Genomic DNA, 25,184 nt, shown 5'->3' with positions numbered 1-25,184 from the left:
CCAAAGAAGGCTTACGTGCTCGCAAAGAGCAGGGTATCACCCTAGGTAAACCCAAAGGAGTAATTCAAAAGTCAATTTATGACAAAGACCGGGGCAAAATCGTACATCTTCATGGTCTGGGTGTCCCTTTAAACACCATCATTCGGGTGCATTTACAATATGGCCGCTATGTATCGCTGAAAGAATACCTTGAAAAGCGGAAACTTTAGCATAATATACTGTATGACAGTAGGTTATCTGGCTTACGTGGCGGATTTACCCCAAATGTGTTAACTACCCCTATTTCGGTTCGACTCGGAGATAAATAAGGGGCCTCTGAGTCGAGTGAGTTCGCGTCGATGCTCCAGGTAGGCCGTTAATAGTTTACCAGTGGCCACCGAATAAGGCACAACTCGCCCCCTGCCTCCTTTTGTAGTCTCCGCCCGAATCGTCACTAGTTGATACGCGGGGTCAATATCGCTTGTTTGCAGGGAACACAACTCCTCTCGACGCAGGCCCCCATCATAAGCCAAAGCCAGCATGAGCCGAGTTCGTAGTGGCTGCTGTCTGACCACTTGCAGTAAAGCCAACCACTCCTCTTGATTCGGTATCCAGGGCAGGGTTCGGTAGCGGGGTACCCGTCCTCGTTCCCGATTACCAGCAAAACCACGTCCAGGTGTGTAGCGACCTCGACCTACTGGGTTATCTGGCCGAAGTCCTTCTTCCATCAAATAATCGTAGTAGAGTCGAACGGCTGTTAGGCGCAGTTGAACAGTCGCATTCGCTAAGCCAGTCTGCGTGCCTACCTGAGTCAGGCGGGATGTCAGCGTTCTAGTGGTTAAGTGGTGTACGTATCGAGCAACGTGTTCGCGGGTAGCCTTAGTCGGGTCGATAAGCTCGGTAACGCAGAAAGTCGCAAAGTCATCCAAGGCCCGTCGATAAGCCGTAACCGTATTGGCGGCTAGACCAAAGTTAGCCTGAATTGTCAACCAACGTTGAATGCTAATCACTTCCATCGCTTTCGTGCGGTTGCAATGATGTACCTAAAAGCACTCATCAGAGAGGTGTAGACCAAGTCGATCAGTACTCAAATATAAAAAAATGGTCTTGCTAATCCACCAGTCGATTGCTGTTTTTAATCTTTAAGCCCTTATTCTATTCCACATAATCATTGGACCTGGCCACAATATTACCGTCGCGGTTAGAGAGTACAACAATGGGCTTTCCCTCTAATGTAGGGTCAAAGCTGCGGTGGGCTGAACAGTAGTCGAGTAGGCGGAGGACATTGCTGCCCTCCACCCCTCTAAGAACCGTACTTGAGAGTTTCCCCTCATACGGCTCAAGCCTCACAAACGCCCGACCTTCGCCCGACGCGGCTTCTCGACAGAAAGACCAAGACTATGTACTTTCCGGTGGCAGTCAGGATGCAACAGTATCCGATTCTCCGACGTATCAGCTCCACCTAGCACACGGGGTTGGATATGGTGGTTATGCCAACCCGTCTGGTCGGTAATATACTCCGAACAGACAGGACATCGACCAGCCTGTTCGCGCCAGAGATAGTTTAGCTGCTCTCTACCCCGAAAGGTAGCCTTCATCCGTTCGGTCAGTCGATGCTCAAAGTACTCTTCCCAACGTACATCAAAAGGGTTGGCTCCCTCTTTGATGCGAACATGGCGCCGGATTTTGACGTCTGAAGCATAAAATAGATGCGGTTCAATTGGCTGACCATTTGTTTTGATCGCTTCGCCACTGAACGTCCAGTTACGGGTGCCGTATCGTTTAAAATACTTCTGTTTAATCCACCGCTTTCCCTTCTTCCGGTGTCGCCGGAGTGCCCACCGCCACAAGCAGCGGAAGAGTTGAGCGTCCAGCCAACGAAAGCTTTTCGAGCTGCAAACATGCCGGTAAAAGTAGGCCCACCCCTTGATTTTAGGATTGAGGTAGGCAATCAACACGCCGGCAGAAGCGGCTTTATTGGCCTTGATCAGTTGGCGCATCGATCGCACAAAAGCGAGTAAACTCTTCTTGGCTGGTTTAACGAGCAACTTCCCATTGAACTTCCGGAAGGTAAATCCCAGAAAGTCGAATCCCTCAGTGATGGCCGTTAGCTTGGTTTTCGATTCGGAGAGTCGCAAACCTCGTTTCCTTAGGAAATCACGGACGACAGGTCTGACCTGTTCATCCAGTTGCTGACGACTGATACCGGTAATAATAAAATCATCGGCATAGCGTACCAGCCGCACCTTGGGGTTATAGCCCCGGTCAGGCTGTCTGCGACTCTTTGGAAAGTGTGTGGCTAACTCCTTGGCTAAACCATCTAAGGCCATGTTAGCCAGTACCGGCGAGATGATGCCACCCTGCGGAGTGCCTTCCGTAGTAGGCCACCAGTTGCCTTTTTCGAGATAACCCGCTTTGAGCCACTTTTGTAGAATTGATTTCTCCATCGGAATATGTTGGAGCAACCACTCATGATCAATGCAGTCAAAGCAAGCCTCAATGTCGGCTTCCATTACCCACTGGGGACTGTCCTGACGGCTTAACAGGCCAAAGCACCGTTCGACCGCATCGGCTACCTGCCGACTTGGCCGGAAGCCGAATGAACAAGGGTCAGCCGTCGTTTCAGCCACTGGCTGTAGGGCCATCAGGTAGAGGGCCTGCATGGCCCGATCCTTCATGGTTGGGATACTCAGCGGTCGCTGTTTGCCATTGCGTTTGGGAATGTAAATACGTTTGAGCGGCTGAGGACAATAGCCCCGGCTTCTCAACTCACCGATTGCTTCCCGTTTACGGGGTGGATTGGCCCACCGTTGACCATCCACGCCACTAGTACGGTTCCCTTTGTTTTCTGTCACTCGTCGCACCGCCAAGGCTTTGGCACTGAACGAGCGGGTGAGCAGTCGTTGTAAGGCTTGCACCTTACCCCAACGGCCCGCCTGAGTAGCCTTCACAATACGCGCCTGAAGCCGCTTGACCAGGTAGCTAGCTCGTTGCCACTCAATGGCAAACCAGCTTTCCATCTCGCCGGAAACCGCACCAGTTGTGCCTTGCGGCCCTTCCGTCATCTGCTTTGTCTCCTGCATAGGTTAGTCAGTTTATCTTGTGAAGTGAGACCAAGTGGAAGTGGGCCCGCTTTCGCGTGGGGCGATATTGCAGCCCCTATCCAGTCCGTTACAGACTAGCCTTCGCTTTCTCCACTCTCCTTTACCCGCAGTTTCGTCGAGTTTCCTTACGGGAACTCTACCCCAGTGGGAAAACTACGGGCTTACCGTGTTTCGAGTTCTGAACATCGAATGGGTTAGGCTCCTTCTTTCCGCCGGTGGCTGTTTTGTCCACGGTTGGGGAAATATTCAGCCCCAACACCAGCCACAGTACCTTTTGGTTCAAGCCTATCAGCATCATTTGGCTTGTTCGCGATAACGACGTTTATCGAAGATTCACCTGAGTTAGCCATACCATCCACGCTTGCCCTATTCCGTCGGATGCTAACGGAACCACCTTCGCCTCACGGTTAGGGTGGATTTTGGTACGTTGTCAGAATGCTTAGTACCGACAGTTGCCCGTCCGCACGTCTTCCTAGCGTACAGCCAGTGGAATGGCTGGTTTTGTCGCGGGGTTGTCCCCGGCAAAACAATTCAGAACTCGACTTTTCACGTCGCACAAAATTATTACCATCAACGAGGCCGTACATACTTAGGTGGTTTAGAAACAATGAATGTGACCACACCTAGCACCCGAAATTGATCCTTGTCCAGGTGGACGTAGATCGGCGGGTACTTCTCATTACTGGATTCAAGCATAATCATGTGCCCTTTGCGGACGAACCGCTTGACGCAGCACTCCCCGTTGACCCAGGCCACCACCACGCTGCCTGAAAACACCATCTTAACCGAATCCACAATCAGAATTGAACCCGGATAAATGTAGTCGCCAATCATGCTCTCCCCTACTGCCTTAACAAAGTACGTACAGTCGGGATGGGCCACGCATAATTCATCCAAACTTAGCTTTTCACGGATATAATTCTCGGCGGGAGAGGCAAATCCGGCGGGAACTAATGACTCATAAAACGGCAGTCGCCTGCGCCGGGCGGCGTTAACCAGGTAGATATTTTCGGGTGGGATGCGGTCCGGGGTATCAATCATAGGCGGTTGATGCATACGGCATCAAACCGCTATAATACTTATTTGTTATATATAATACAAATAACATATAAAAGACATCACATCGGCTACGCTCTTTTCGTTACTACATACGATGACAGAGAGAGAAATTGCCCTGAATGCGCTGGCCGTTGGCCGGCTGGTTTTTGTGGATACCATCGCGTTTCCGGCCAATGGTCCCTTAGTATCTGTTGAGCTGTCTCCCAGACTAGTTTCCATCCTGCCCGCTGACTACCACGCGCTGCGACTACGGCGGGAAAGCTTTAATGTAGCCAGTGTAATCACCCGCTATGAGCGCTATGTCGTGACGTTAGAGCGGCACGGGTACGAGGAAGCGACAGCCGTAGCCGAGGAAATGCTGCGAACGGCTAAGATCCAGGCTGCTAAGCGTTAAGGCTTACCTACCAGGTAGATGGTAACCCTCATTGAGGATGAACGGCCGAACTGCCGTTGGATTCCTTTATACCTGAACGGAGTCGGGAGGTTGCCAACATTCCGGGAAAATGTTTCAGATTACTGGACATGGAGGGTAAAAAACAGAAAAGTGGCTGACCGACGGTAAGTTTAAGTTCGCTAAAACTTATCAAAACTATCACTATGGCCAAGCCACTTTTCGCCAAATGTAAACGCTTCTTTCCGGATCTGCCAGAACACGTCTTCCGAAACCTGCTGCTGGTCTGTGCAGCTATTGTGCTGGCTCGCTCAACTAACCGCCCGGCGGCCCGGCTCAATGTCCTCAAAGACTACTTGCCCCAGCTGCTGGATAACGATCACACCAAAGCAGACTCGCACTACAAGCGGCTCATTCGTTTCTTTCGGTTGACGACGCCCAATCAATTGATAATCTGCATTCTACAGTTCGTCTTTCGACTTTTTGACAGCCGGTTCACGTACCTAATTCTGGATGCCACCACTTGGCGGGTTGGTAAGAAGCCAATCCACTTGCTGACCCTGTGCATGCTTTATCGAGACACTGCCATTCCTATCTACTGGATTCAGCTCAATAAGAAGGGACATAGTAGTGAGGTGGAACGACAAGAGTTGATGACCGGAGCCTTGCGCTATTACCGCCTAAAGGGTAAAATTCTGTTAGCGGACCGCGAATACGTTGGCGAGAAATGGCTACGCTATCTTTGTCTGCAAGGGGTCGATTTTGTCATCCGGCTTAGCGCGGGTTGTTACCGGCTACCTATTGGGGCAGCACCCGGTCCAGCTTATTCAAAGTTAGTCCGACAAGCCCACCACCGCAAGCGGGGCGTGATCAAAGGGTTCGTCCTGAACGGCTGTTCGCTCTCCATTGTGATGCTCAAAAACCCCAAAACTGATCCTGAGGAGCCAATTTTATACTTCATATCCAGCTTGATTCACAAGGTCAAGATCACAGAAGCCTACCGCCGTCGCTGGCGGATCGAAACGTGTTTCAAACACCTAAAGACACAGGGTTTTAATATCGAAGATCTTAATTTCAAGGACGATGGGAAGATTATGCTGCTCATCGCTATCGTCGTAATGGCTTACGTTCTATCCCTGCGCGAAGCCTTCGAGAATGGCTCGTTGAAGCAAAAGGTGTACCGAGATGGCCGCTCGTCAATGGCCATCTCGTTCTTTCGTCAAGGCATCAGTTGTTTACGTAGCCATGTTCAGTCGCTGGTCGGCTTTACTCGCTACTTGGAGTCCATTGCGCAGACACTCATCACCCCCAAATGGGTCTATGTCCAGTAATCTGAAAATGTTTCATCAGCCAGTAGTAACACTCTGAATTTTAGTGCGTTATAGGAGAAGATCGGCGGGTAGGATTTCTCTGAGCGTCATGAGGGAGTAAAGTGAAACGAACGTATGAATGTACCTGTCCCCGAGCAGGAAAAGGATCAATAAACTCATTCTTAAGTGCTCAAATTAGTTAATCGAACTTGTTCAGCAATCAAGGTTCAGACTATTCGGTTAATCCGTCAGCTAATTTGAACAAATCCAATGAAAACAGTGGAGTGGCCGCAGTGGCGGACCATCAACATTCGTATCAAGAGGGAGACCGGAATCTAGATAAATCACTGTTTATCAAGTAGTAAACCTCATCTGACGAAACATTTTCCCGGAATGTTGGCAGGTACCCGGAGTCCTGACCTCAGCGTTTACATTAGTTGAGATGGAGCTGCCTGAGGGCATACAGATGCTGGTTTAACTTATCCAGTTGATTGGCCTGCTGTTGAATCATTGCCCGGTGCTCCTTGACCAGTTGCTCCTGCTCCTGTAAAAAATGACTGTGTCGTATTCGCTCAGTCTCCAGTCGCGCTATCTGCTCGCTATAAGTTTTCTTTTCAGTCCGTCGTTCCCGGCGAAGCACCGAATTTCTGGCGGCCAGGTAGGCTACGATGTTTACCAACAGAAAGGCCAACCACTCATCACGGGAGGGCATGTGGCTCAGGAAGTAGGTCAAAAACTCGGGCATGGTTAGTCCATCATTAACAGGTGTAAAAGCGTATGTTACTCGTTGCCTAACTCCTGTGTGGTCTCAAATCTCCCGAAGATATAGCGTGGTAATTCCCTGCCGGAGTTGAATAGGAAACGTTTTTAACTCCCGATCGATCAATTTGTGATCATGTGGCACCGATTCATTGATGTATTCGGGATCAATGAAAATGATGTTTAGCCGTTCATGTACCTCATGGCCTACCCGCTCGGTATGCTTGAGCAAATGTTCACTCGAGGTGGTGGTTTTCATGGTAGCCAGATCATCAAAATAGCGGTAGGTGCAATACCAGTAGTAATATTTGTGGTGGTAATTGGAGAAGCAGGCCTGGTAGGCATCGGGCTCTTCCCGAATGGTACGTAATAGTTCGTCCGTCTGTTGAAGTTCTTTGAGCTGGCCCACGCTAAGCTGCTGCATTAAGGACAAGTTCAATAATTCGTCCCGGTAATTCTTGATATGCTGCACGACATCACCGTGGGTGACGGCGCGCTCAATGGAGTACTTGTGCTTGAAAAAGAAAGACAGGGAAATGGCGGGCTTGTCGTAGTTGACCAGTTTCAGGTTTTTCAGGGGCTTACCCGGCCGGTTGTAGGCTTGGTACTGCTTCATATACTGCATGGGAATGAAGTAGTATTCCAGGTGGGGGTCCGCCGGGGGTGCATTGCTAATCTGGTTAATACCCGGCGAAAGCACAACGGCCTGTGTTTTGAGGACGGTGCGCAGGGCAGAAAGGGGTGCTTCGTCGTTTCGTTTGGCGGGTTTTCTGGGCATTAGTACAAGCTTGAAGTATAGGCCACTTATTTACTATAAAAGTAAATAAGTAATTGTTATCAACAAATATCTTATCCGATTTCTTTTATTTTTGATTTTCATTCCTTTTATCATTTCCACAAAAGCCGTACAATTCATTATTTATAGATAGTTATAGTCTTTTTTTTTCTATTGAATGGATATGATAGATAATAGGGGAGGTCTAACCAGTTGATGATTAGCTTTTTATCATGCTTAATTCTTACAAATCCGCTACTTCACCTTACAAATCCACTGCTTTACCTTACAAATCCACTGCTTTACCTTACAAATCCACTGCTTTTATCCTTACAAATCCGCTACTATTCCCTGACAAATCCGCTCTATTTGTGCTGTTTGTCCTTACAAATCTACTACTACTCTTACAAATCCGCTCCAAATAGTAAAGCGTTGAGCCCGAATGCACATGGGCCAACAAGCTAGCTGGCTATTTACTTCATAATCAACAGTATATTAGTAAAAGTTTTAGTTCATTTGCTCCATTCCCTTACAAATTTGCTCTATTCGGTATACCCAAGTTGCTTGGCAATTTCAGGGTTATATTTCCTCACAACAGGCGATGATTTCAGCATTTATACCGGGCAAAAATTTACATTTTATTTAGTTAATAGTATTTAAACTAATTTTTAAATTAAATTAGTTTGTGCTTATCAGAACATTCCTTATCAACCTTACAAATCCGCTACTATTTATAGCCATTTAACCTTACAAATCCGCTACGGTTTGAACAAAAATTACAGGCAAAAAGTGACTTTATACGCCCATACAGCTTCATTTTGGAAATTAGACTACGATGCCTTAAGCTCCTGGGGGCAATCTTTCACAAAGTAGATTTACCAAAAAATAAAGCTGTCAAATAAAATGAAAATGCAGGGAAAAACTAAATTTCATTATGTTACTACTTGTTCAGCGAAAAAGTTATCCTTACATGTCTTGTCTTCTTGTAATCTTACTCCGTTAGCTTACATTTGCTTATAAGTCAGCACGAAAGACCTTGTTTTTAACTGCTTTTAACCTTGTAGACCATGTCTGAGCCAATGCAACCCTCTAATCTTTCCGACCGACCCTCAAGAAATACGGCCCGGAAAGGACGGCATCAACAAGTGACTCAAGAGAATAATCAGCTAGCCATTGATTTCTACAGTGAGACCGTCAAAAAGTCAAACACGAAAAGTCTATCATTTGGGTTGCACTCGGCTCATACCAATGAACTCATTGTCAAATCGATTGTACGTGAGCCTATGCGCCTGTTACATGCGCTTATGCATCTGACTGTTTTGGAACGAAGACTGTACTGGTTGGTATTGAATCAGATTCGGAACATTCAGTATCGAAACCCAGATCAGGTTAAGCCCTATGGCGCGTTGACCTTTTATTTTCATTCGTCAGACATTATTGCCAATGACGTGAAATGGAGCGTTACCTACATCAAGGACATGATAAAATTGTTGGGTAAGCGCGCCGTTGACTGGGAGACGGAGGAAGGCGTTTATACGCATTTAACTGTATTTCCTACCGCTCAATACATACGCGGTAAAGGCGTCATCATGCTGCAACTCCATCCACTGTTGATTCCAGGATTTCTTGAGCTAGGCAATAACTTTGCGCAATTTGAACTGTATGCAGCACTAAAACTAACCAGCGAATACGCGCAGTTATTGTATTCGTATTTATCCCGGCATGCCTGGCGGGGCAAGTGGGTAATTGATCTGAATGCGTTTAAAGAAATTATGGGTGCCACCAGTAAATCCTATGAAGAATTCTCTAACATCCGAATTCGGATTTTAGAGCCAGCAATGGAGCAAATCAGCAAATTCACGGATTTGGATGTATCGTACGTCACATTGGGAGTCGGACGGAAAGTCAGTTCACTCGAATTTACGATTGCCTTTAAAGAAGCTAATTCGCTCGAAGCCAGTCAGGAAATCGAAGAGACGGCCAAACACAAGTTGAAAGAGTCTTTAGAAACGATTGCTAATTACACGATGGAGGAAAAGCAGATCTTTGTCCATAATAGTTTACGGGATTATTATAACCAGTTTACGGCCGATGAAAAGAACCAAATACTGAATATCCCAGAGTATTTAAACCGCTTTTGTGTCGCTGAATGCTACATCAGTTCGGGTCAGGTTAAGCGGGACAAGCATGATGCCTATATGCGTAAAAGTGTATTCTTTCCAATAGGCGCTAATCAGTTACCGGCTCCGAGCGGCCCAAAAAAAGGAAAGAACTGATGAAATTATACTAAATCGCTTAGTGGAAATAGAAACGATAGCTTAAAATATGAAAATTGCTTGTTTAGGATGGGGCTCTCTAGTTTGGGAGCCGGGAGATTTACAGGTTCAAAAGGTTTGGTTTGAAGATGGCCTATTCTTACCATTAGAATTTATATGGCAATCCCAAAATGGTAGAATCACACTCGTAATTAATAAATCCGAAAGAATAGTCCGTAGCTTATGGACGCTGACCAGAGTTACCAACTAAGATGATGCCAAAGAGTTGCTTCGGGTTGGAGAAGGTAAACCGAGACGGGAATGTATTCATTTTATAAAAAAGACAGACACTACAGAAGATCCGATAAAAGAGTCTATACGCCAATGGATGATAACGAAAGATATTGATGCTGTAATATGGACTGGGCTTCCTTGTAAGTTCTACGGAGTAGATTTTGTAAGATATACCATTGATCAAGTCATAGACTACCTTTCTAATATAGTGGAGCCAGACATTAAAAAGTTGGCGGAAGAATATATTCGCAAAGCTCCAAAACAAATTGATACTGACTACCGCCGAGCCATAGAAAAGGCACTGCAATGGTATCCCATAACTTAAGTCAGATTAAAGCATCAGCTAAAAGCCGTTTAATTAGAATTTAAGGAAGCAATTTTGACAAAGTTGTTATTTGATTAACTTAGTCAACGTATCCTATTTGAACTGCCCATGAAATCCTCTGAAGAAACCTTTCTATTCAAACAGCTCTGTCAATTTGTTACCTCCACTTTAAGTCAATCTGACCGCTATTATGAATTTCCAGAAGTGGCCAGGAAGCGGATTGTTTCTTTTTTAGCCGCCTGTCTGATGGTTATCATCTTAGCTACCGCCTGGGGAATTATGTACCTGGTAGCCAATGTATTGCCGGATAATCTATTAGGAGCTGCTCTATATACTAGCGCCCTTTATGCAATGGTATGCGCTAATTTCTGGGTAGCCTGGCTGGTACTGACGCGCTTATCGATTATGATTAATTATCTACCGAGTAGCTACGGACCGTTGTTGATCAGTGGGGTCATGCTGATGTGGCTGATGCTATCAGTTAGTGATAGTTCTAACGCTGATCTGAATCAACATGAACGCTATGTGTTGGTGCTTGCCTGGGCGTTAACCTGTTTACGGCCTGCTTTATTTGCCCGCGTATCCTCCAACCAATAAATAACCAGACTGCACGGGGTGGCAAAGAAGGGCGTCCAAAAAGAGGGACCGCAACAGAACAGACAAATCATTATGGCCAGGAGAAGACCCCGATCCCCTTTATCACCAGGCAAAGGGTTTGATTGCGGAGCCAAGATCATGGAAACGCTTCTGCTCAAATCCTTTAAGTAGGCAAGGCCCTAACGAAAGCAGGGCAACGCTCGATGGCTAGGTCGACAAAATCAGCTGCTTACCGGAGGCCCTCAACTCCTCGTTCTAAAAGTTCGTCCAGTATGGGCTCATGGCTAGTACTGGTACTGGCCATTGCTCTATTTTTTTCTTGATCCTTGGGTAGTTCTTCGGAGAGGGACGGGGCCACCTGAGCGGTCCGACTCGGAGCCGCGCTCGGCTTGCGGCCATTTGAGAGAAAAAAAATATCCCGCACCGGCGGAGCCCGTGGTGGCCCGGTCACAAACGCAGCTATATCCCTAAAAATTAGATTTTGATTCGTGCGATAGCAATTTGATTGGACTCAAAATTTAATTTAAAATTCATTTAAATTAAACTAATATAGTCGAATTAATAGTACTTTTAATAACTCAATCTGCCAGACGTTGAACCGCTGGTTTGCGTTGGCGGATATGGTGAGGATAGAACGGGGCCGCCCGCGCGGCTGAAACATGAGTCATCCCGAATTTTGGCTCCATAGATGAGTGAAGGCAATTCGGATTCGGTAAAGCGGTGCTGAGGCTTCTCGGCACCGCTTTCCAGTTCGGTGGCAACCCAGTCGCAAGAGTAATTGCTGCCAGTGGCTTAGCTCAGCCCGTAGTAAGGAAAGTAAAAAGGCATATAACAAAGCGACGATCATCATCAACTTGAGTCGGTTTTCCCAGAACCATAAGCGAGGGGATTCTAAAGCCAGTTCCGATTTGGAATAGCGGAAGGCGGTCTCAATCTGCCAACGACGGGCATAAGCAAATACCATTTGCCAGGCCGCTTCCACTGAGTCAATAACCTCATTCGTCAGCAAATACCAAGGCGTACGCCCCTTACCAGGGCGCGATACAATCAAATACAGAGCCACATCAGGGTAAGCTGGATGCCGGACTGGCTGGTAAATAATACCCATTTTTCGATAACACTTCTGAACGGCATCATACACTAACCGATGATCGACTGACCGTTTGCCACGGGTTATTTCCCAAGTCTTTATTGATTCGCCCGCTTGATGCAGTAAGCGATAATGGGTTTGCCACCGAATCAGGCCTTTCAGTTGAGCCGTCAATAACTTTCCTAACCAAGTCTGGGAGGCATAGCCTCGATCAAAGACATGCAAGACGGTCTGACCAAAACGCTGGGTCAGTTCGCTCAAAGTATCATCGAGCACATCCGTCCGCTGGCGGGCATGCTCCCCCCGCCTAGTCCACCACTCAAACTTATAGAGGCAAGGAGCCCCACTCGTACCAGCTAATAAAATGCCTACCCATTCCAGGCCTGGGACACAAATGGGTTTGCCATCGGGTGGATTGAAGTAGCCAGGACGAATGCGTTTGAGTCTCCGAGCTTTACTGCTGCGAACGGCTGCCAGATCCTCACTAGCCAGTGTCTCAGGCTTTTCCATCACACTTTCATCCCACAGGATCAACACGCGTTGGCCTTGTTGATGAAGTTGGTCATAAAAGGTTTGGGCTTTGGTCCGAATACCTTTCTGGATTAGGGTATGACTCCAATGAGGGCATCTTAGCAAATTGGAGATTCGTTTGGTACCCGCTGGGGCTTGACGAGCGGAGAGTAGATGTTCGCCTAATTCGCTCAATAACAGCCCATTATTTCGGTGCCTAAAGCGTAACAAAGTGATCAGAAGCTGGCTAAAGGTGCGCACCAGCCGCACATCCATCAAGGCTGTTAACTCCTCAACAATGCTTCGGGTGAACTGAGTTAAGCGTTGTTGATAAAAAAGGCCTACTGATAGCGGCCATTCTTGCTCAGAATTGGTTTGTTTTGCAGTAGTATTCATCAGAAAACCTCCTGTTTTGTAGTTTGGCGACCACAAAGTTCAGGAGGTTTTCGCTTTTCTAGTCAGACCCAAAAAATTCGGGATGACTCATGTTTTTTTACGACCCAACGATTTTAGTCTTCCACGACTGTATATAGAAGTTGAATGCAACCCTGGGGCCGCTGGTATCCGTTGTGCTTAAGGTAATCTACTGTCCATCCTTCACATTGTGACAGGTCTTCCAACCTATCATCTGTTAGGCTGCCGACTAACTCAACAGGCTGTTGTAACACCTTAACTATAAGCCGCTCGCCCTGGCCTACCACTTTCCCCGACCAGAATACCAGTAAGTCCCCCGGCTGCAGCGTTAAGAGCGACTGATAATGCCAAGGTGTTTTTTTATACCATTCTTTCTTCCGTAAGGTGGCCGTTCGTTTACCCGCTTTGACCGCTTCGAAGGTGGTCGTATACGCCGCGTAATCAGGTCGTTGCTGGCCCTGATACGCAAAATACATGGTCAACTGCAGACGTACACGAGGGAGTGTCGGAATGGATTTTGCGCGCGTAGTCATGATAGGAGTCGGCCGGTTACTGAAAATTATGTCGTTAAAAACAACAAAATATTAGGATGTAAAAATATTTAAAATTTATTTTAATAGTCGTAAAAGAAATGAATTTTAGATAATGGCTTTGGCTCAACACTGGATTATCGGCATAATGCTACTTCTGCTGGGGATATGGTTACTTTGGGTCTGGTTTGGCTTCGAACCCGATTTGACCAAAAACCCCAGGAGTTTGCATTTTGCCAGCTCAGCGGCTTACGCTGATTTCCTGACTCTAGCTAAACCTAACCTGGAAGCCCGCCGTCTGAGGTTTTTAAAGCAGGTAGACTATCCCATTTTCGTTGAAATTATCAAGCTTGGCTTTCGCCAGTTGGTTGCCGACGATCTACAGGTTGAGCTAACTACCGACAAATTAGCCTTCACGGTTATTGCCCTAAGAGGGATTAATGGGGAACGGCTGCTGGTTGCCTGTTGCCAGGGTTCCCTCCGCAAAAACCCTACCTGGGCCAACGAGTTCGGTCACCTGTGTCAGATCAATCAAGTCAGTGGTCTTTTTATCCATCTGGGGGTGACCAACCGTTCCCACGCGGTACACCTTGGCTGGGCCTGCTCGATTCACCTACTATCGGGCAGCCGCCTGATCTATTTACTGACTCGTCAGGATAATCGATTGGCCTGGCTCTTCCAGGTGCTGGAAACAAACCTATCTACGCTTATTTCAGCCCGTATTACCACTTAACTAGCTATATAATGAAATCCAGCTCACTTACCCGAAACCGGCCTTACCGGATCTGGCTTTTTAGATTGGTTGCTATCGGTCTGTTTTGCCTGCTCACAGGGGTAAGCATTGCGCATTTTATTGTCCATGTGTGTGCGAAGCAATATCCTGTCTCACCCGCTAAAGGCACTGTTCAGCCGCTTTACCGGATTCACTTGACTTTCTAACCAAGGTCGCTTGACCACTAAATCCGACGACTATGGATTCCCTACAGGAAAAATTTGATGTATTGAAGCAGTTCACTAAACTCCAGTTAAACAGGGCTGATACAGTTATAAATCAATTTATCAACGAAGGGCTCTTTCTTCCGTCGACTTCGTCAGTTGAGGTCAAGCACTCGGCTTGGCACGTAGGTAGTTTTCTGAAGCCCAAACGCCGAACGCTAGAAAACCAACCAGAATACGATCCGGCAACCGCTTTCTTATTACGCTACCAGGTAGCGCAGTTACTGGTTGACCTAACCCACCTGGCCTATAACGAGAACGAGTGTATTGATCACCTGAGATCAATGATGACCAACGTGAAACCAACCGTTCAACGCTATTTTGATAACGATGACAGGCGGGCCATACCGGCCCATCAATTCAATTATACCTTAAGTCGTTACGCGTACCTGGTATTAAACCGATGGCTTGTAGCTGATTCACCTGAGCTGGACCAAATGCTTACTGAGTTGGATACCCGCTCGCAAAATGACGATCAGGTAGATTTAGCCGTTGATTTGTCAACGAATACAATTGATGCTAGCTACGAATCAGAGCTTACTAACATTGCCGACTGCATTGAGGTCGCTTTCAATGAGCAGAATCGGGGTGATTCTATAGACTTTGCTTCTCAATTCTTGGCTAACCAAGTTATTTCTTCTTTGTCTCATAAGCCTAGTATAGGCCCTATATCTGAAGCAAATGAGTATTCTATTTACGATTTATCAGGGGAAATAACCCATCGGGATCATTTAACAGACGAAGTTCCCATGGATGAGATTGTTTCCAATAATCAGTTAAATACATATTCCCGAAATCAGTATTTAGATCGGCTTAAATTAACGGATTATGAATTACTTACTTCATTACCTACCCGTGAGGTAAAGATATGCCCCGAGTGTTTTGGCCGGTCGCTAGTCGAGCGTAAACGACCGGTAAACGAGATGACAACGTACTGCCAGACCTGCCGTACACGCGTCGAAACGGTTTATGGACCTTATTATTACCAATCCTACACGGCTAATCCAGCGGTTGCTATTACTCGCCATCGTCAGTTTTTAGTCGATCGGCTGAAAACCCGCTACTTCGCTCCGGAGGTGTCATACAAGTCGACACCTTCATCCCAACTTATAATACCTCCGGTTTCGAAGGCTTACTTTTTTAGCATTGCGATCATCGATGAGGAAACCTATAAAGGCTTGGAAGCTAAATACAGTGAGTTTCTAACGGATTATGCCCAGCGAGTTCCGCTCAACCGGGTCAGTCCAGACCGGGTATCTATTCAGATATGCTCAACAGGGGGTAGCGTTTTTCAAGTAAAGCGACTGATTAGCCTGATTAATTCCCATAAGAATTATACAACAGTTACTGGCGACGTACTCTACAGTGCAGCCTTTCGACTTTATTTCTCATTGAACTGCCCTAAATCACTGGCCTCACACGCCGTTGGCATGTTTCATTTAGCCCGCACGGTTGAATACGTGCTGGAGAGCGGAAAAGTACTCGACTGGTCGGTTCAAACCCATAGCGATGAATCGCTTGCTTTCTGTCGATCGCTGGGCCTGAACGGCCAACAAATTGCAACGATTGCTGAAGGAGGAGACGTGTATTTCGGTCGATTTGAATTAGAGCAGCTCGATATGATATCTGCCGGTAAGATGGCTCTGTCCTAAACACATTCGCACCACCTTCGGACCTATTGTCCGTAGGCCGAATACAGTCGTTAAAATTCGCTAGTTATGGAAGCGCTCAAAAAGATAACCTATTATCTCCATCCTGATGATGAGCAGCCTCGTCCAGGACAATTCCTGGTCACAATCAGTCTAAGCCGCAACCGACGGCCCCAGACGTATGATGGTGTGCTTTCGGTCATGCTCATTAAAACGGTTCGAAAAATTCGTCACAAGCTGATTAGTGATTCCTAGGGGTACGCCCTTGAATTACATGATAAACCTGAATTTAAGCCGCCTACGGTTGTTGAACGGCTGAGTGATGGGGTTCAGGTCTGGGTACGTGGTGAAGAATCCTTGCCTTGTTTTTGGCTACCCAGGGGTAAACCTACATGATTTACCAGCAGCTGCGTACTAAAGCCTTGCCGTTTACTCGTACCCCAGTTGTCAACGTACCACCTCATAAATCAGCATTGTGCTGTATAAAAGACCTTTATGAAAACATTGCTTTTTCTTTTTTGCGCCGGAACCCTGGGTTTTCTAGGCTACATGGGCTATAGGTCAAATCCACCTGCAAAAGCGGATCACCATGCGGCTAATTCATTTGCCTATAAACCATTTAGATACGGTAAGGCTGCTGGCTCTTATCTGTATGCTCCCCCAGGTAGTAACCTTACTGCCGAATCTGATCTAGTTTCAGCAACGAATTTTCCAAATCACATTAAGCTCTCCAGAAAGGATAACCATCAGTTTAAGGGGTTATTCGATTTGCCTAGAGAAAGTTTTATCTACGTCGCTAAACGCTTAAGCCAGGACGATCTCAACCGGCTTATACTGTACGGGATAACACTCATTCGGCAACAACCCAAAAAAGCCAACCAGTATGCCTACCGACTTTCGGTATGCCATTTTCTACATAATCCGCTAGGCGACGAGTTTGCTCAGCCGTCCGATGTAATGTCTGAACCTTTTGGCCGAACCCATTATCTACCGGGAAGCAGTCCGTTACGGGGCGTAGTCGGTGGTACTGATTTAGTTGATTTATTACCCGGCTCAACCTTTATAACCAATAAATCACTGGTTGATTTTCTTGGCTCTTTACTAATCTTTCTCTACTACTGTACTACAGGTTTGTGCTGTCTGTTGGTAGCAGGGTTTATCGGGTATCACCTCATGCATTTACCTTGGCAGCAATCAATAAGCTTGACCTTATCTCCCCGTCCCGAAGAATTTTTCGCTCCTTACCGTGAGCCTGACAACGATTCAATGAATTCGTCAGGCTAATACCTTTCCTCGTTTATTCACTCGCTCACAGCCTTATTAATTTCCCCCGACTTATAAGTCATTTTTCACCTTTTAACCGGTTAAATCGCCATGGATATTTTTCAAATTAATGAAAGGATTGATCGTCTGTCTACTAATCTGGAACAGAGGTATCCGTTTTTTACAGACCTGACCCAGCCGATCGCACGAATTGTATTAGTTACTCTGCCAATTGCGGTTGCCGCTCTTTATAGTAAAATNTTTTCCTTTTGTTGGTCGGTAATCGAGCCACTTCATTTGTTTGCGCCAGGGACTGAAACCGAGTACTCGCTTAGCTACCTTTTGCTTTTTGTGCCAGTAATGTGCCTGACATCCATTTCACTAATTTTACCATCCTGCTGGGCGATTCGTAATTTAGATTTGACTGATAAAAATTCTGTAATTGACCTTATCGGTGCGTTAATTATCCTAATGATTTTAGGGTGGGGCTTACCTATGGCCAACCAAGAAATGCTAAAGGCTTTAACTGTCATAACAGCGGACAGAGCAACGGTACTGAGCGCGGTATGTTATGTTTCGGTAGCCCTAACCTTTGCTTTTTGCCACTGGCCACGACAGTTACGGGTGAGGAAATCATTTGTATAAGTTAAGTACTGAAACATCATACCAAAACCGGAAGAGGTTAGCCTTCGTAGTCGGGATGGCGCTTTTTCCGGTTTTATCTTCAACGTTGATTATCGAGTATAGGCATGACTTCTGAATGCTGTGTTGATTGATGGCCATCAATCCGGCGGCATAGGACGTATTTACGAATAAGTGTTCGTTCGTCGTTGTCTTGGTAAAAAATTACAAATCGAGTTCCGTTGATGCGTTCTGGTAAATGACATCCCGCCGACGGTCATATCGATCAATCATCTGGGTTGTTTTATGCTTGGTTTGATTCTGAATCTTCCGGTTATCGACGCCCGCGTCTTTGGAGATGGTCACAAAGGAGGCGCGCATGGAGTGGGCGGAATAGTACTGACCGAAGGCAGCCTTGGTCAGCAGATTCACGTAATCATCAGATAAACGGTCCAGGGTTGGCCGTTCTCCCTTGCGGATGCGAACAAATAAAGGCCCTTCGGCCCGGCCGATGAGCGTCAGCCACTGTTGAAGGGTACGAAGCGGACAATACGCTTCCTGTTTTGCCTTTGCTACAAATTTGGCTTCTTCAACCCCATCCTGATTCGTTTTCGAATGATTGATTGTAATTAAGATACCATCGGAACGACACTCCAGATTTTCTACATTGATATCGACCAGCTCCTGACGCCGGAAGGCGCCCGTGAAGCCCAATAACAAGATAAGCCGGTTACGTAGACCGGTAGGCGTCAGGGGTTGGCTGTCGACCGCTTGTCTAAACTCGTCCAGGGTGAAGGCCATGGCCTGTTTTTGCCGAATCGTCTTTTCTCGTCTCACCCCCTTCATAAATAGCTTAAACTGCTCGTGGATTGTCGGCGAAGGCAGGTTATGAATCCGGTGGTATTTGGCAATGCTGGCCAGCCGCCGCTGAAGCGTAAAATAGCCTTTGTCGGTTGAAAGTTCGGTCATGTATTCAGCCAGCGCCTGAGATGTAGACGGCAGGGCTTCGTAGCCTTTATGGTGGTACCAGGCCAGGTATTGCTTTACATCGGATTGGTAGGCTTTTTTTGAATTGGGTGCTCCGTAGAGTCCACTTTCATAGAACTCCCGTGCTTTTTGTTGCTGTTCATTCAGGCCCGGCAGTCGTTGACCATCGGTTGTGATCTGACTATAAACAGCCGGTAGTGACTCACCTGTTTCCATAAAGTAAGATGGGGCGATGGCCGAAGTAAAAAATGATTGCAGCAGGGCTTGCCCACCGTTACAGTAAGGTCGTTCTACCCTCCCGTATCTCCTGCTTTAGTTCTTTCAGGAGCGGATCTAAGCGGCCGCTCTCCAGATCCTGTTCGATCTGTTTATCCCATCTGGCGAAATCGTGTTCGGTAATCCATTCGGTGAGTTGTTTGTACTCGGCCTCTGGTAAATTAGCAATTGCCTGTTGGATTTGGTTTAAGTCCATGATATGATTGATGTTTTACGGATACAGCTTTTGTGCCTGGTTCTCTTCTTAGCTTTATGGTAGTTGACCCGAAACGACAGGACCACCACTGGCGCCCTAGTTGCAAGCGGCAATAAGTGCGCCACTAGGGCGACGATTACAAGGCAACTTGCCCGTTTATCTAGAATTGACGGGCAATTTACAGAAAAAATGATTATCTACGATAATTAAATGTTATCGTAGATAACGGCACCTGTAGTTATAGTTAGAACACGTCCTGATGAAGCGAATTTTCTTAGATCCGCATGAACCGTATCGGGGCCGCCGGGCAGACTCCCGCGCATACGGTTCGCTTATGGCCGTAAGCAACGTCGACTTCGCGCTTGAGTCGCCTGGGAAGTGAAGCGTACGAAGTAAAATCATCTCCATGCGAATTAATTATAGGGTTCTTTTTTTCTTTAGTTTCCGGCTCCAGTACACGATAATGGGCACGCCCAGCAGGGCTGGCAAAAACCAGCCCACCAGACTCACCCTGGATGAACTGTTGACGACCAGAAACGCCGTGTAGGCGGCAATACTCGTACCGATCATGCGCGTTAAATGAACCAGTAACCAGGTGGATGGTGCTACTCCCTGTTGTTTGAATAAGCGCCAGTCCTGCCACAACATGCGAAACGAACTTTGGGCGAAAAAGATGAAGACTAACCCAAAATAATCGCGCTGAAAAAGAATGTAAATTCCGTAGCCCAGGAAGTAGAGGCTAAACAGCAGCATTAAAACGGAAGTGACCCGCTCTAGTAGACCCGTTTGGTTGAGAAATCCCTGCCGTTTTTGGCGCAGAATCGCGTAACCGGTAATGTTCATGTAACCGCTGAAAATACCCACCGCAAACAGAAACGGGATGTTGTGCAGGATGGCCAGTACCAGGGCTGAACTAGCCACCACGAGCATGGTATATTAAAAGACGATACCGAGGCGGCGGTGAGCTAGCCCGCCTTTTTTGACCGCTATAGCCAGGGGCCCCGTCAGCAGGCCAATACTGCCGGCGAGAATATGAACCAGTAAAAAAGATTGGTAAAGCATGGTTGTAAATGGCCCCAGTTGGGGTAGCTGACAGATTACCAGACTCCAGTAGATGAACCTGGCATTTAGTAATCAATTTAGGATGGTGATCAAGGGGGACGCCAATTCGACTTAGGCAGGCCATTAATTAGCCGTTATCTTTTGGCTAGCGCACGGGTGAGCTTACCTTATTTAATGATTCAATCTACGGACTCGCCCTGGCTGAATGAGCGACGGGGACCGAAGCAAGTGGGGATAATAACACTGACCATAAAGGCAATTAGTAGCGAAACGGTTATGACCTCGGCGTACGTTGCCTCAACGGTACGGTTTACAAACTGAATGGCACCCATCACCAATATCCAGGTCAGCACAAAGGCTGAGTTAGCAGCCGAAAATAGCGATTTCGGATGCGGGTTGAAGGCAAAATCTATAGTCTGTACCAGGCCGTACCAGATTCCCCAAAACCATGAACCATACCTAAGTGTCTCCAGACCCAGATACGTATAGTATTGCCAGGTATTATCGATTGGTGATCCCAGTACAGGTTCTACCAGGTCAATTAAACTCTCCAAGCTACGGCTTAACAGAAAAGCCAGTAAAATCCTGGTCCAAAAATCTCGGGCTGGATGAGCCGGAATGATTTGGCAGATAAATGGGGAAAAATATTGATAGTAACGGGTTTGTGTAAAGAGTTTCATGTGATTAGATTTTGTCGGTTACAATCAGTTTTTAATACGTATGATTTGAGTTAAGTTCTCAAAATTTTACTGAAAATGTTGCCAGATGCTTTCACCGAATAATAATTTCATCGTCTCAGGGAAAATCCTGTGCAACCGGTAATTTACAAAAGCTAGTACAACTGCCCCAAGCAGCACATTTGGATAGTATTTCGCTAATAACAATCGAGGTGTAGGACTTATTTCTTCTATAGTTTGCTCAATTTGCTTCAATTCTTTCTTCTCTTCAAGCGTGGCTAACCCCTGCTTTTTTATCGACTTAAGTACTTTATAAAAGTCTATAATGATCTTAAAATACGGTTCCTTCTCCACGTTTTTGTATAATCCTGGCAGTAGCCGGGCCGTGTGAGATACTGGAAAATGCCACAGCCAATAAGAGGCAATGACAAAATTCAAGAATGCACTTCCTGGAGGCATGGTGAAATAAGTTCCATATAATAAAAAGATAAATATGTCCTTGGGCATAAGATCAGTGTAAGGACGATCAAGACTCATTGTTGCTGTTTGCATAGGGATATTCAAGTATAAATGATTCTATATTTTTTGTATGATCTTCACTCCTTTTGACGAATGGCAGGCACTTAGATTCGGCTGACTTTCATGAAAACGAAATAATTTCCACATCAATTTAGTAAATTTAAATAAAACATAGTTTAATTTTAGAACTATACTGACTTTTTATCAACCCTATCATCCTAGTATTTCGTTCGCAGTCCAACAGCTTTACCTATGCATAAACACCTTACCCTTAGGCACATTCCTGCGTTAACCGGTCTTCGAGTCTGGGCTTTTGGTTTAGTATTGCTTGATCACTGGGTACCTATTTTTCACCACGTATTGATGGCTGGAAACGGGGGCGTTTCATTATTTCTGGTATTAAGTGGATTTTTAATCAGTCGACTCCTAATCGAGTCAAAAATGACTAATACCAGCTTTAACGATTATCTGTCGCACTTTTACCGCCGACGGGCTCAGCGAATTTTTCCGCTTTATTTTCTGACCATATTAATCCTGTTGTTAGCAGGAAATGACGTAGTGCGTCAGAAGTGGGTTTATTTTTTCACGTTTACGGCAAACTATTACTTAATCAACAACCCTAATTCGCTCCTGGACCACTTCTGGTCGTTATCTGCTGAAGAACAACTTTATATTTTCATACCACTTCTAATCTGGTTGTGTCCCCTCAATCGGTTGCCAGTACTGGCCCTCCTCCTTATCAGTTGCAGTTGTGTATTTCGGGGGGCCGCTTATTACTGGAAAAGTGAACCCAGTTGGTGGCCATTCAGCTATGAGTCCGTTCTGGGATGTTTTGATTGTTACGGCATTGGCTTGTTGGTTGCTTATCTACAACTAATTAAACCACAGTGGGCAAGCCAGTTTTTTTCCTCGGCGCTTGTTCTCAGAACCCTGTTTATACTCTGGTTAACGGTGCTCCTGCTGGGAATTTACTGGGAAGTGCGTGGATTTGGGGCTTATTGCAACCCCGTCACGGCAGTGAGTGTGCGGCTGGCGGTTGCGCTCTTCGGCGGTTACCTGATCGGGTACTGTCATCAGAGTTTAGGTCGCTGGGGGGGATATCTGTTATTAAACCCAGTTTTTCAATATTTGGGGTCTATCAGCTACGGACTTTATATAGTTCACAATCTAATTTATAACGCGCAAATGTCCGTAACATACCCGACGCGTTACGCCTGGCGCGAGATTGAGCAGCTTCTTTTTTCCAGTAATTCGACGACCACTATCCCGCATCCTGCCCTTGAACTAACTTTTTACTTTCTGTTGACTGTCTGTCTGGCCAGTATATCTTGGTATGCCCTAGAAAAGCCGCTCCTTAATCGTTATACAAGAAAACGTAAACCATCCCTTATTTTGTCCTCTTAGCAATAAAAATCAGTTCACTATCTAAATTCTATTTAGTAAGTTGTTTCCACTTAAATCAACTTATAAACGCTAGCTGTTATGATAACTCGAAGCGAAAAACAATTTATTGGTTTCATGTTGCTAACCACCGCTTTCAATGGGTGGTCTTGGCTCGTGCTAAAAGCCCCCCTTACGCTCCTTTCCCATGTGAACGAAACTGCTTACAGGGGCAAACAGGACTGGATTCAAGGTCACTCTCTATTGGGTATGATTCAACAGCTGGTTGATCACCTGGTCATCCTTTCGGAGATTGGAGCGGTTGTCCTTATCGGGATCTGCTTTCTCTGGTTGGCTTACCAGTCTATATACTTCCCTGGTTCATTACCGATCAGAAATCAAACCGGGTGCAGTTCCATATAGGCAACTGTTTGTTAATTTGTTTACCCGCTTGATCGCTTCCTGATGGGTATCTGTTTTATCCTTTACTCTGTTTCTTACCACTACACACGTATGAAACTGGGAAGTTCGGACGACCAACGTATCAATTCAAGCTAGTATAAAAAAAAGGAAACCAGATCTGGTTTCCTTTTTTAGTAATGAAGCGGGTTACATCAGCGCGTGAACCGGTAAGGTTCGAAATCGACAAAATCAGTTGCTTTCACGTCAACGCTCACGCCTTTACCATTTTGGGTACTAAATAAAGCAGGTGCTATGCCAAAACGGGGGTTAGAAAATGTAATCCGGAATTCATCCTTATCCATATAATCAAGTCTGGCCGTTAAATCTGGATGATGTTGAAAATGGATCAGTAAGCTATTTTTCGATTTGCTTTCGGGGGCTACTTCTATCCTTATCGTTCCATAAAGTGGATTTCGGTAAGTTCCAGTATAAGCCGATAGCGGCATTGGGGGTTGATTATTTTTAGCGACTCTATTTTCTAGTTCTTTTATATCCTGGCTTTGCTTTTTATCCCGACGAAGGCTTCGTTCATAGAAGTAGGCATTCTTGTCCTCATAGGGCGCTTTTGCATAAGCATCCAGGATTTGAAAGCGTAGTGATTCATGAAAATTACTGTTATCCTGATTTATTAAAACGACGATTCCCAGTTTTCGGGATGGCACAAAGGTTACATTGGTATGAAAGCCAAAGGCTCCTCCAGCATGAGAATAGACGTCCATATGCTGATAGTCAAACAAGCCAATACCCAGACAATAAAATTCATAGGTAAAGGGCGCTATTGGGTGTTTTTTGTACGTAATAATTGTACTGGCCCGGCGGGTAGCCTCAAGAACGGAGTAGGGTAAGATACGTTTTCCTTCATAGCGACCCGAGTCCAGCTGCATGATTAACCACTTGCTGATATCGTTGACTGATGAGACCATTCCGCCGGCAGGCCCCAGATTGTCAAGATTGTCAAAGGCTACCTGCATTAGCTCCCCCCCACTTGTACAGCAGTTTGTATAGCCGTAAGCAATATTTTTCCGCTTGGCATAATTGGCCGTTAAGAGGTAAGTATTAGTCATTCCTAACGGTTTGAGTATAGTCTGGTCAACGTATGAATTCCAGGACTGCCCCGTCACCTTAGGAATGACTAACCCCGCTGTTACAAAGCCGGCATTGGAATAACTATAATCCTGTCGAAACTGGCCCGCTGGTTTTACTAATCGCAGATTCTTCATGACGTCCTGCATGGTATAATCTGAATTCCAGTAGACAAAATCTCCTTCGTACGATTTTACGCCAAGTCGGTTCGCCAGTAAATCACGAATGGTCGCCATTTTTGTGGCCAGCGTATCATACAAGGCAAAATCGGGCAGGTGTGTTAGTATCTTGTCGTCGAGGGATAATTTCTTTTGATCTGCTAAGCTGGCCAGGGCGGTAGCTGTAAAAAGCTTGGTATTGGAAGCCATGTAAAAGAGCGTATTGACATCAACCGAATCAGATTTACCAACCTGTCTGAGGCCGTACCCTTTGGCTACAATCACCTTACCGTTTTCAACGATGGCAATGGCCAACCCCGGAATTTTGCTCGCTGCCATATTCCGTTTAATGTACGTATCGAGGCTATCCGTAACAAAAGCAGGCGTTTGGCCGAAGATTTTGAGTTGATGGAGTAATAAAGCAAGAATCAGTCTGTAAGTTGTTTTATTCATGAGTTAAGTC

Annotated in this window: 22 protein-coding genes and 1 pseudogene; 10 read left to right on the top strand and 13 right to left on the bottom strand. The window is 46.1% G+C overall.

Features of this window, described 5'->3' with window-relative positions; genetic code table 11:
• Positions 1-209: pseudogene (locus B156_RS31970) on the top strand (recombinase family protein); the annotation flags it as partial.
• A gap of 60 nt (positions 210-269) precedes the next feature.
• Here B156_RS31970 and B156_RS29590 read toward each other — a convergent pair.
• From B156_RS29590 to B156_RS0120490, 3 genes are all read right to left on the bottom strand, one after another.
• Complete coding sequence (locus B156_RS29590; protein ID WP_018621657.1) at positions 270-995, bottom strand: tyrosine-type recombinase/integrase; 726 nt, start codon at positions 993-995, stop codon at positions 270-272.
• A gap of 330 nt (positions 996-1,325) precedes the next feature.
• The gene (ltrA, locus tag B156_RS0120500) at positions 1,326-3,062 is read right to left on the bottom strand and encodes a group II intron reverse transcriptase/maturase (protein WP_018621656.1); all 1,737 of its coding nucleotides are present in this window, start codon (positions 3,060-3,062) and stop codon (positions 1,326-1,328) included.
• Positions 3,063-3,653: 591 nt separating this feature from the next.
• Complete coding sequence (locus B156_RS0120490) at positions 3,654-4,124, bottom strand: LexA family protein (RefSeq protein ID WP_018621654.1); 471 nt, start codon at positions 4,122-4,124, stop codon at positions 3,654-3,656.
• Between the two features lie 112 nt (positions 4,125-4,236).
• Between B156_RS0120490 and B156_RS0120485 the strand changes: the two genes are divergently transcribed.
• On the top strand, positions 4,237-4,536 hold the full coding sequence (locus B156_RS0120485; protein WP_018621653.1) for a hypothetical protein: 300 nt from the start codon (positions 4,237-4,239) through the stop codon (positions 4,534-4,536).
• Positions 4,537-4,739: 203 nt separating this feature from the next.
• Complete coding sequence (locus B156_RS0120480) at positions 4,740-5,864, top strand: transposase (protein WP_018621652.1); 1,125 nt, start codon at positions 4,740-4,742, stop codon at positions 5,862-5,864.
• Positions 5,865-6,276: 412 nt separating this feature from the next.
• On the opposite strand, the gene B156_RS0120475 is transcribed toward B156_RS0120480, so the two are convergent.
• Positions 6,277-6,588 carry a hypothetical protein gene (locus B156_RS0120475; RefSeq protein WP_018621651.1) on the bottom strand — a complete coding sequence of 104 codons (312 nt, stop codon included), beginning with the start codon at positions 6,586-6,588 and terminating at the stop codon, positions 6,277-6,279.
• Positions 6,589-6,651: 63 nt separating this feature from the next.
• On the bottom strand, positions 6,652-7,380 hold the full coding sequence (locus B156_RS0120470) for a hypothetical protein (protein WP_018621650.1): 729 nt from the start codon (positions 7,378-7,380) through the stop codon (positions 6,652-6,654).
• Between the two features lie 1,064 nt (positions 7,381-8,444).
• Here B156_RS0120470 and B156_RS0120465 point away from each other — a divergent pair.
• Together B156_RS0120465 and B156_RS0120455 are read left to right on the top strand one after the other, a co-directional pair.
• The gene (locus B156_RS0120465) at positions 8,445-9,653 is read left to right on the top strand and encodes a RepB family plasmid replication initiator protein (RefSeq protein WP_084757810.1); all 1,209 of its coding nucleotides are present in this window, start codon (positions 8,445-8,447) and stop codon (positions 9,651-9,653) included.
• Between the two features lie 706 nt (positions 9,654-10,359).
• On the top strand, positions 10,360-10,848 hold the full coding sequence (locus B156_RS0120455; protein WP_018621647.1) for a hypothetical protein: 489 nt from the start codon (positions 10,360-10,362) through the stop codon (positions 10,846-10,848).
• Between the two features lie 664 nt (positions 10,849-11,512).
• Here the strand turns inward: B156_RS0120455 and B156_RS29580 are convergent.
• Both B156_RS29580 and B156_RS0120445 read right to left on the bottom strand, forming a co-directional pair.
• Positions 11,513-12,844 carry a transposase gene (locus B156_RS29580; RefSeq protein WP_018621646.1) on the bottom strand — a complete coding sequence of 444 codons (1,332 nt, stop codon included), beginning with the start codon at positions 12,842-12,844 and terminating at the stop codon, positions 11,513-11,515.
• A 113-nt stretch (positions 12,845-12,957) separates the two neighbouring features.
• On the bottom strand, positions 12,958-13,395 hold the full coding sequence (locus tag B156_RS0120445) for an ASCH domain-containing protein (protein ID WP_018621645.1): 438 nt from the start codon (positions 13,393-13,395) through the stop codon (positions 12,958-12,960).
• Positions 13,396-13,507: 112 nt separating this feature from the next.
• On the opposite strand from B156_RS0120445, the gene B156_RS0120440 reads away from it, so the two are divergent.
• The 4 genes from B156_RS0120440 (at position 13,508) to B156_RS0120425 (ending at position 17,321) form a co-directional block, all read left to right on the top strand.
• Entirely contained in the window at positions 13,508-14,125 is a 618-nt protein-coding gene (locus B156_RS0120440) for a hypothetical protein (RefSeq protein ID WP_018621644.1), read from the top strand.
• A 547-nt stretch (positions 14,126-14,672) separates the two neighbouring features.
• Positions 14,673-16,040 carry a hypothetical protein gene (locus tag B156_RS0120435; protein ID WP_157627114.1) on the top strand — a complete coding sequence of 456 codons (1,368 nt, stop codon included), beginning with the start codon at positions 14,673-14,675 and terminating at the stop codon, positions 16,038-16,040.
• Between the two features lie 66 nt (positions 16,041-16,106).
• Positions 16,107-16,292, top strand: coding sequence for a hypothetical protein (locus tag B156_RS31495; RefSeq protein WP_157627113.1), 186 nt, complete (start codon positions 16,107-16,109; stop codon positions 16,290-16,292).
• A 240-nt stretch (positions 16,293-16,532) separates the two neighbouring features.
• Positions 16,533-17,321 (top strand): hypothetical protein, encoded by a 789-nt coding sequence (locus tag B156_RS0120425; RefSeq protein ID WP_018621641.1) that lies wholly within the window; start codon positions 16,533-16,535, stop codon positions 17,319-17,321.
• 825 nt (positions 17,322-18,146) lie between these two features.
• On the opposite strand, the gene B156_RS0120415 is transcribed toward B156_RS0120425, so the two are convergent.
• The 5 genes from B156_RS0120415 to B156_RS0120390 all read right to left on the bottom strand — a co-directional run bounded on the left by B156_RS0120415 (position 18,147) and on the right by B156_RS0120390 (position 21,671).
• Positions 18,147-19,124: a tyrosine-type recombinase/integrase gene (locus tag B156_RS0120415; RefSeq protein WP_018621639.1), complete on the bottom strand. Its 978-nt coding sequence runs from the start codon at positions 19,122-19,124 to the stop codon at positions 18,147-18,149.
• 58 nt (positions 19,125-19,182) lie between these two features.
• Positions 19,183-19,380 carry a hypothetical protein gene (locus B156_RS29575; protein WP_018621638.1) on the bottom strand — a complete coding sequence of 66 codons (198 nt, stop codon included), beginning with the start codon at positions 19,378-19,380 and terminating at the stop codon, positions 19,183-19,185.
• 417 nt (positions 19,381-19,797) lie between these two features.
• Entirely contained in the window at positions 19,798-20,304 is a 507-nt protein-coding gene (locus B156_RS0120405) for a hypothetical protein (RefSeq protein ID WP_211211243.1), read from the bottom strand.
• 317 nt (positions 20,305-20,621) lie between these two features.
• Entirely contained in the window at positions 20,622-21,122 is a 501-nt protein-coding gene (locus B156_RS0120395; RefSeq protein WP_018621635.1) for a hypothetical protein, read from the bottom strand.
• A gap of 66 nt (positions 21,123-21,188) precedes the next feature.
• Positions 21,189-21,671: a hypothetical protein gene (locus tag B156_RS0120390; RefSeq protein ID WP_157627112.1), complete on the bottom strand. Its 483-nt coding sequence runs from the start codon at positions 21,669-21,671 to the stop codon at positions 21,189-21,191.
• 219 nt (positions 21,672-21,890) lie between these two features.
• Between B156_RS0120390 and B156_RS0120385 the strand changes: the two genes are divergently transcribed.
• A complete protein-coding gene (locus B156_RS0120385) occupies positions 21,891-23,042 on the top strand; it encodes an acyltransferase family protein (protein WP_084757808.1) in 1,152 nt (383 codons plus the stop codon).
• 590 nt (positions 23,043-23,632) lie between these two features.
• Here the strand turns inward: B156_RS0120385 and B156_RS0120375 are convergent.
• Entirely contained in the window at positions 23,633-25,174 is a 1,542-nt protein-coding gene (locus tag B156_RS0120375; protein WP_018621631.1) for a serine hydrolase, read from the bottom strand.
• Positions 25,175-25,184: the final 10 nt, after the last annotated feature.

This window comes from Spirosoma luteum DSM 19990 (assembly GCF_000374065.1).
GTDB classification, from domain to species: Bacteria; Bacteroidota; Bacteroidia; order Cytophagales; family Spirosomataceae; genus Spirosoma; species Spirosoma luteum.
This window is presented reverse-complemented; position numbering and strand designations above follow the sequence as displayed.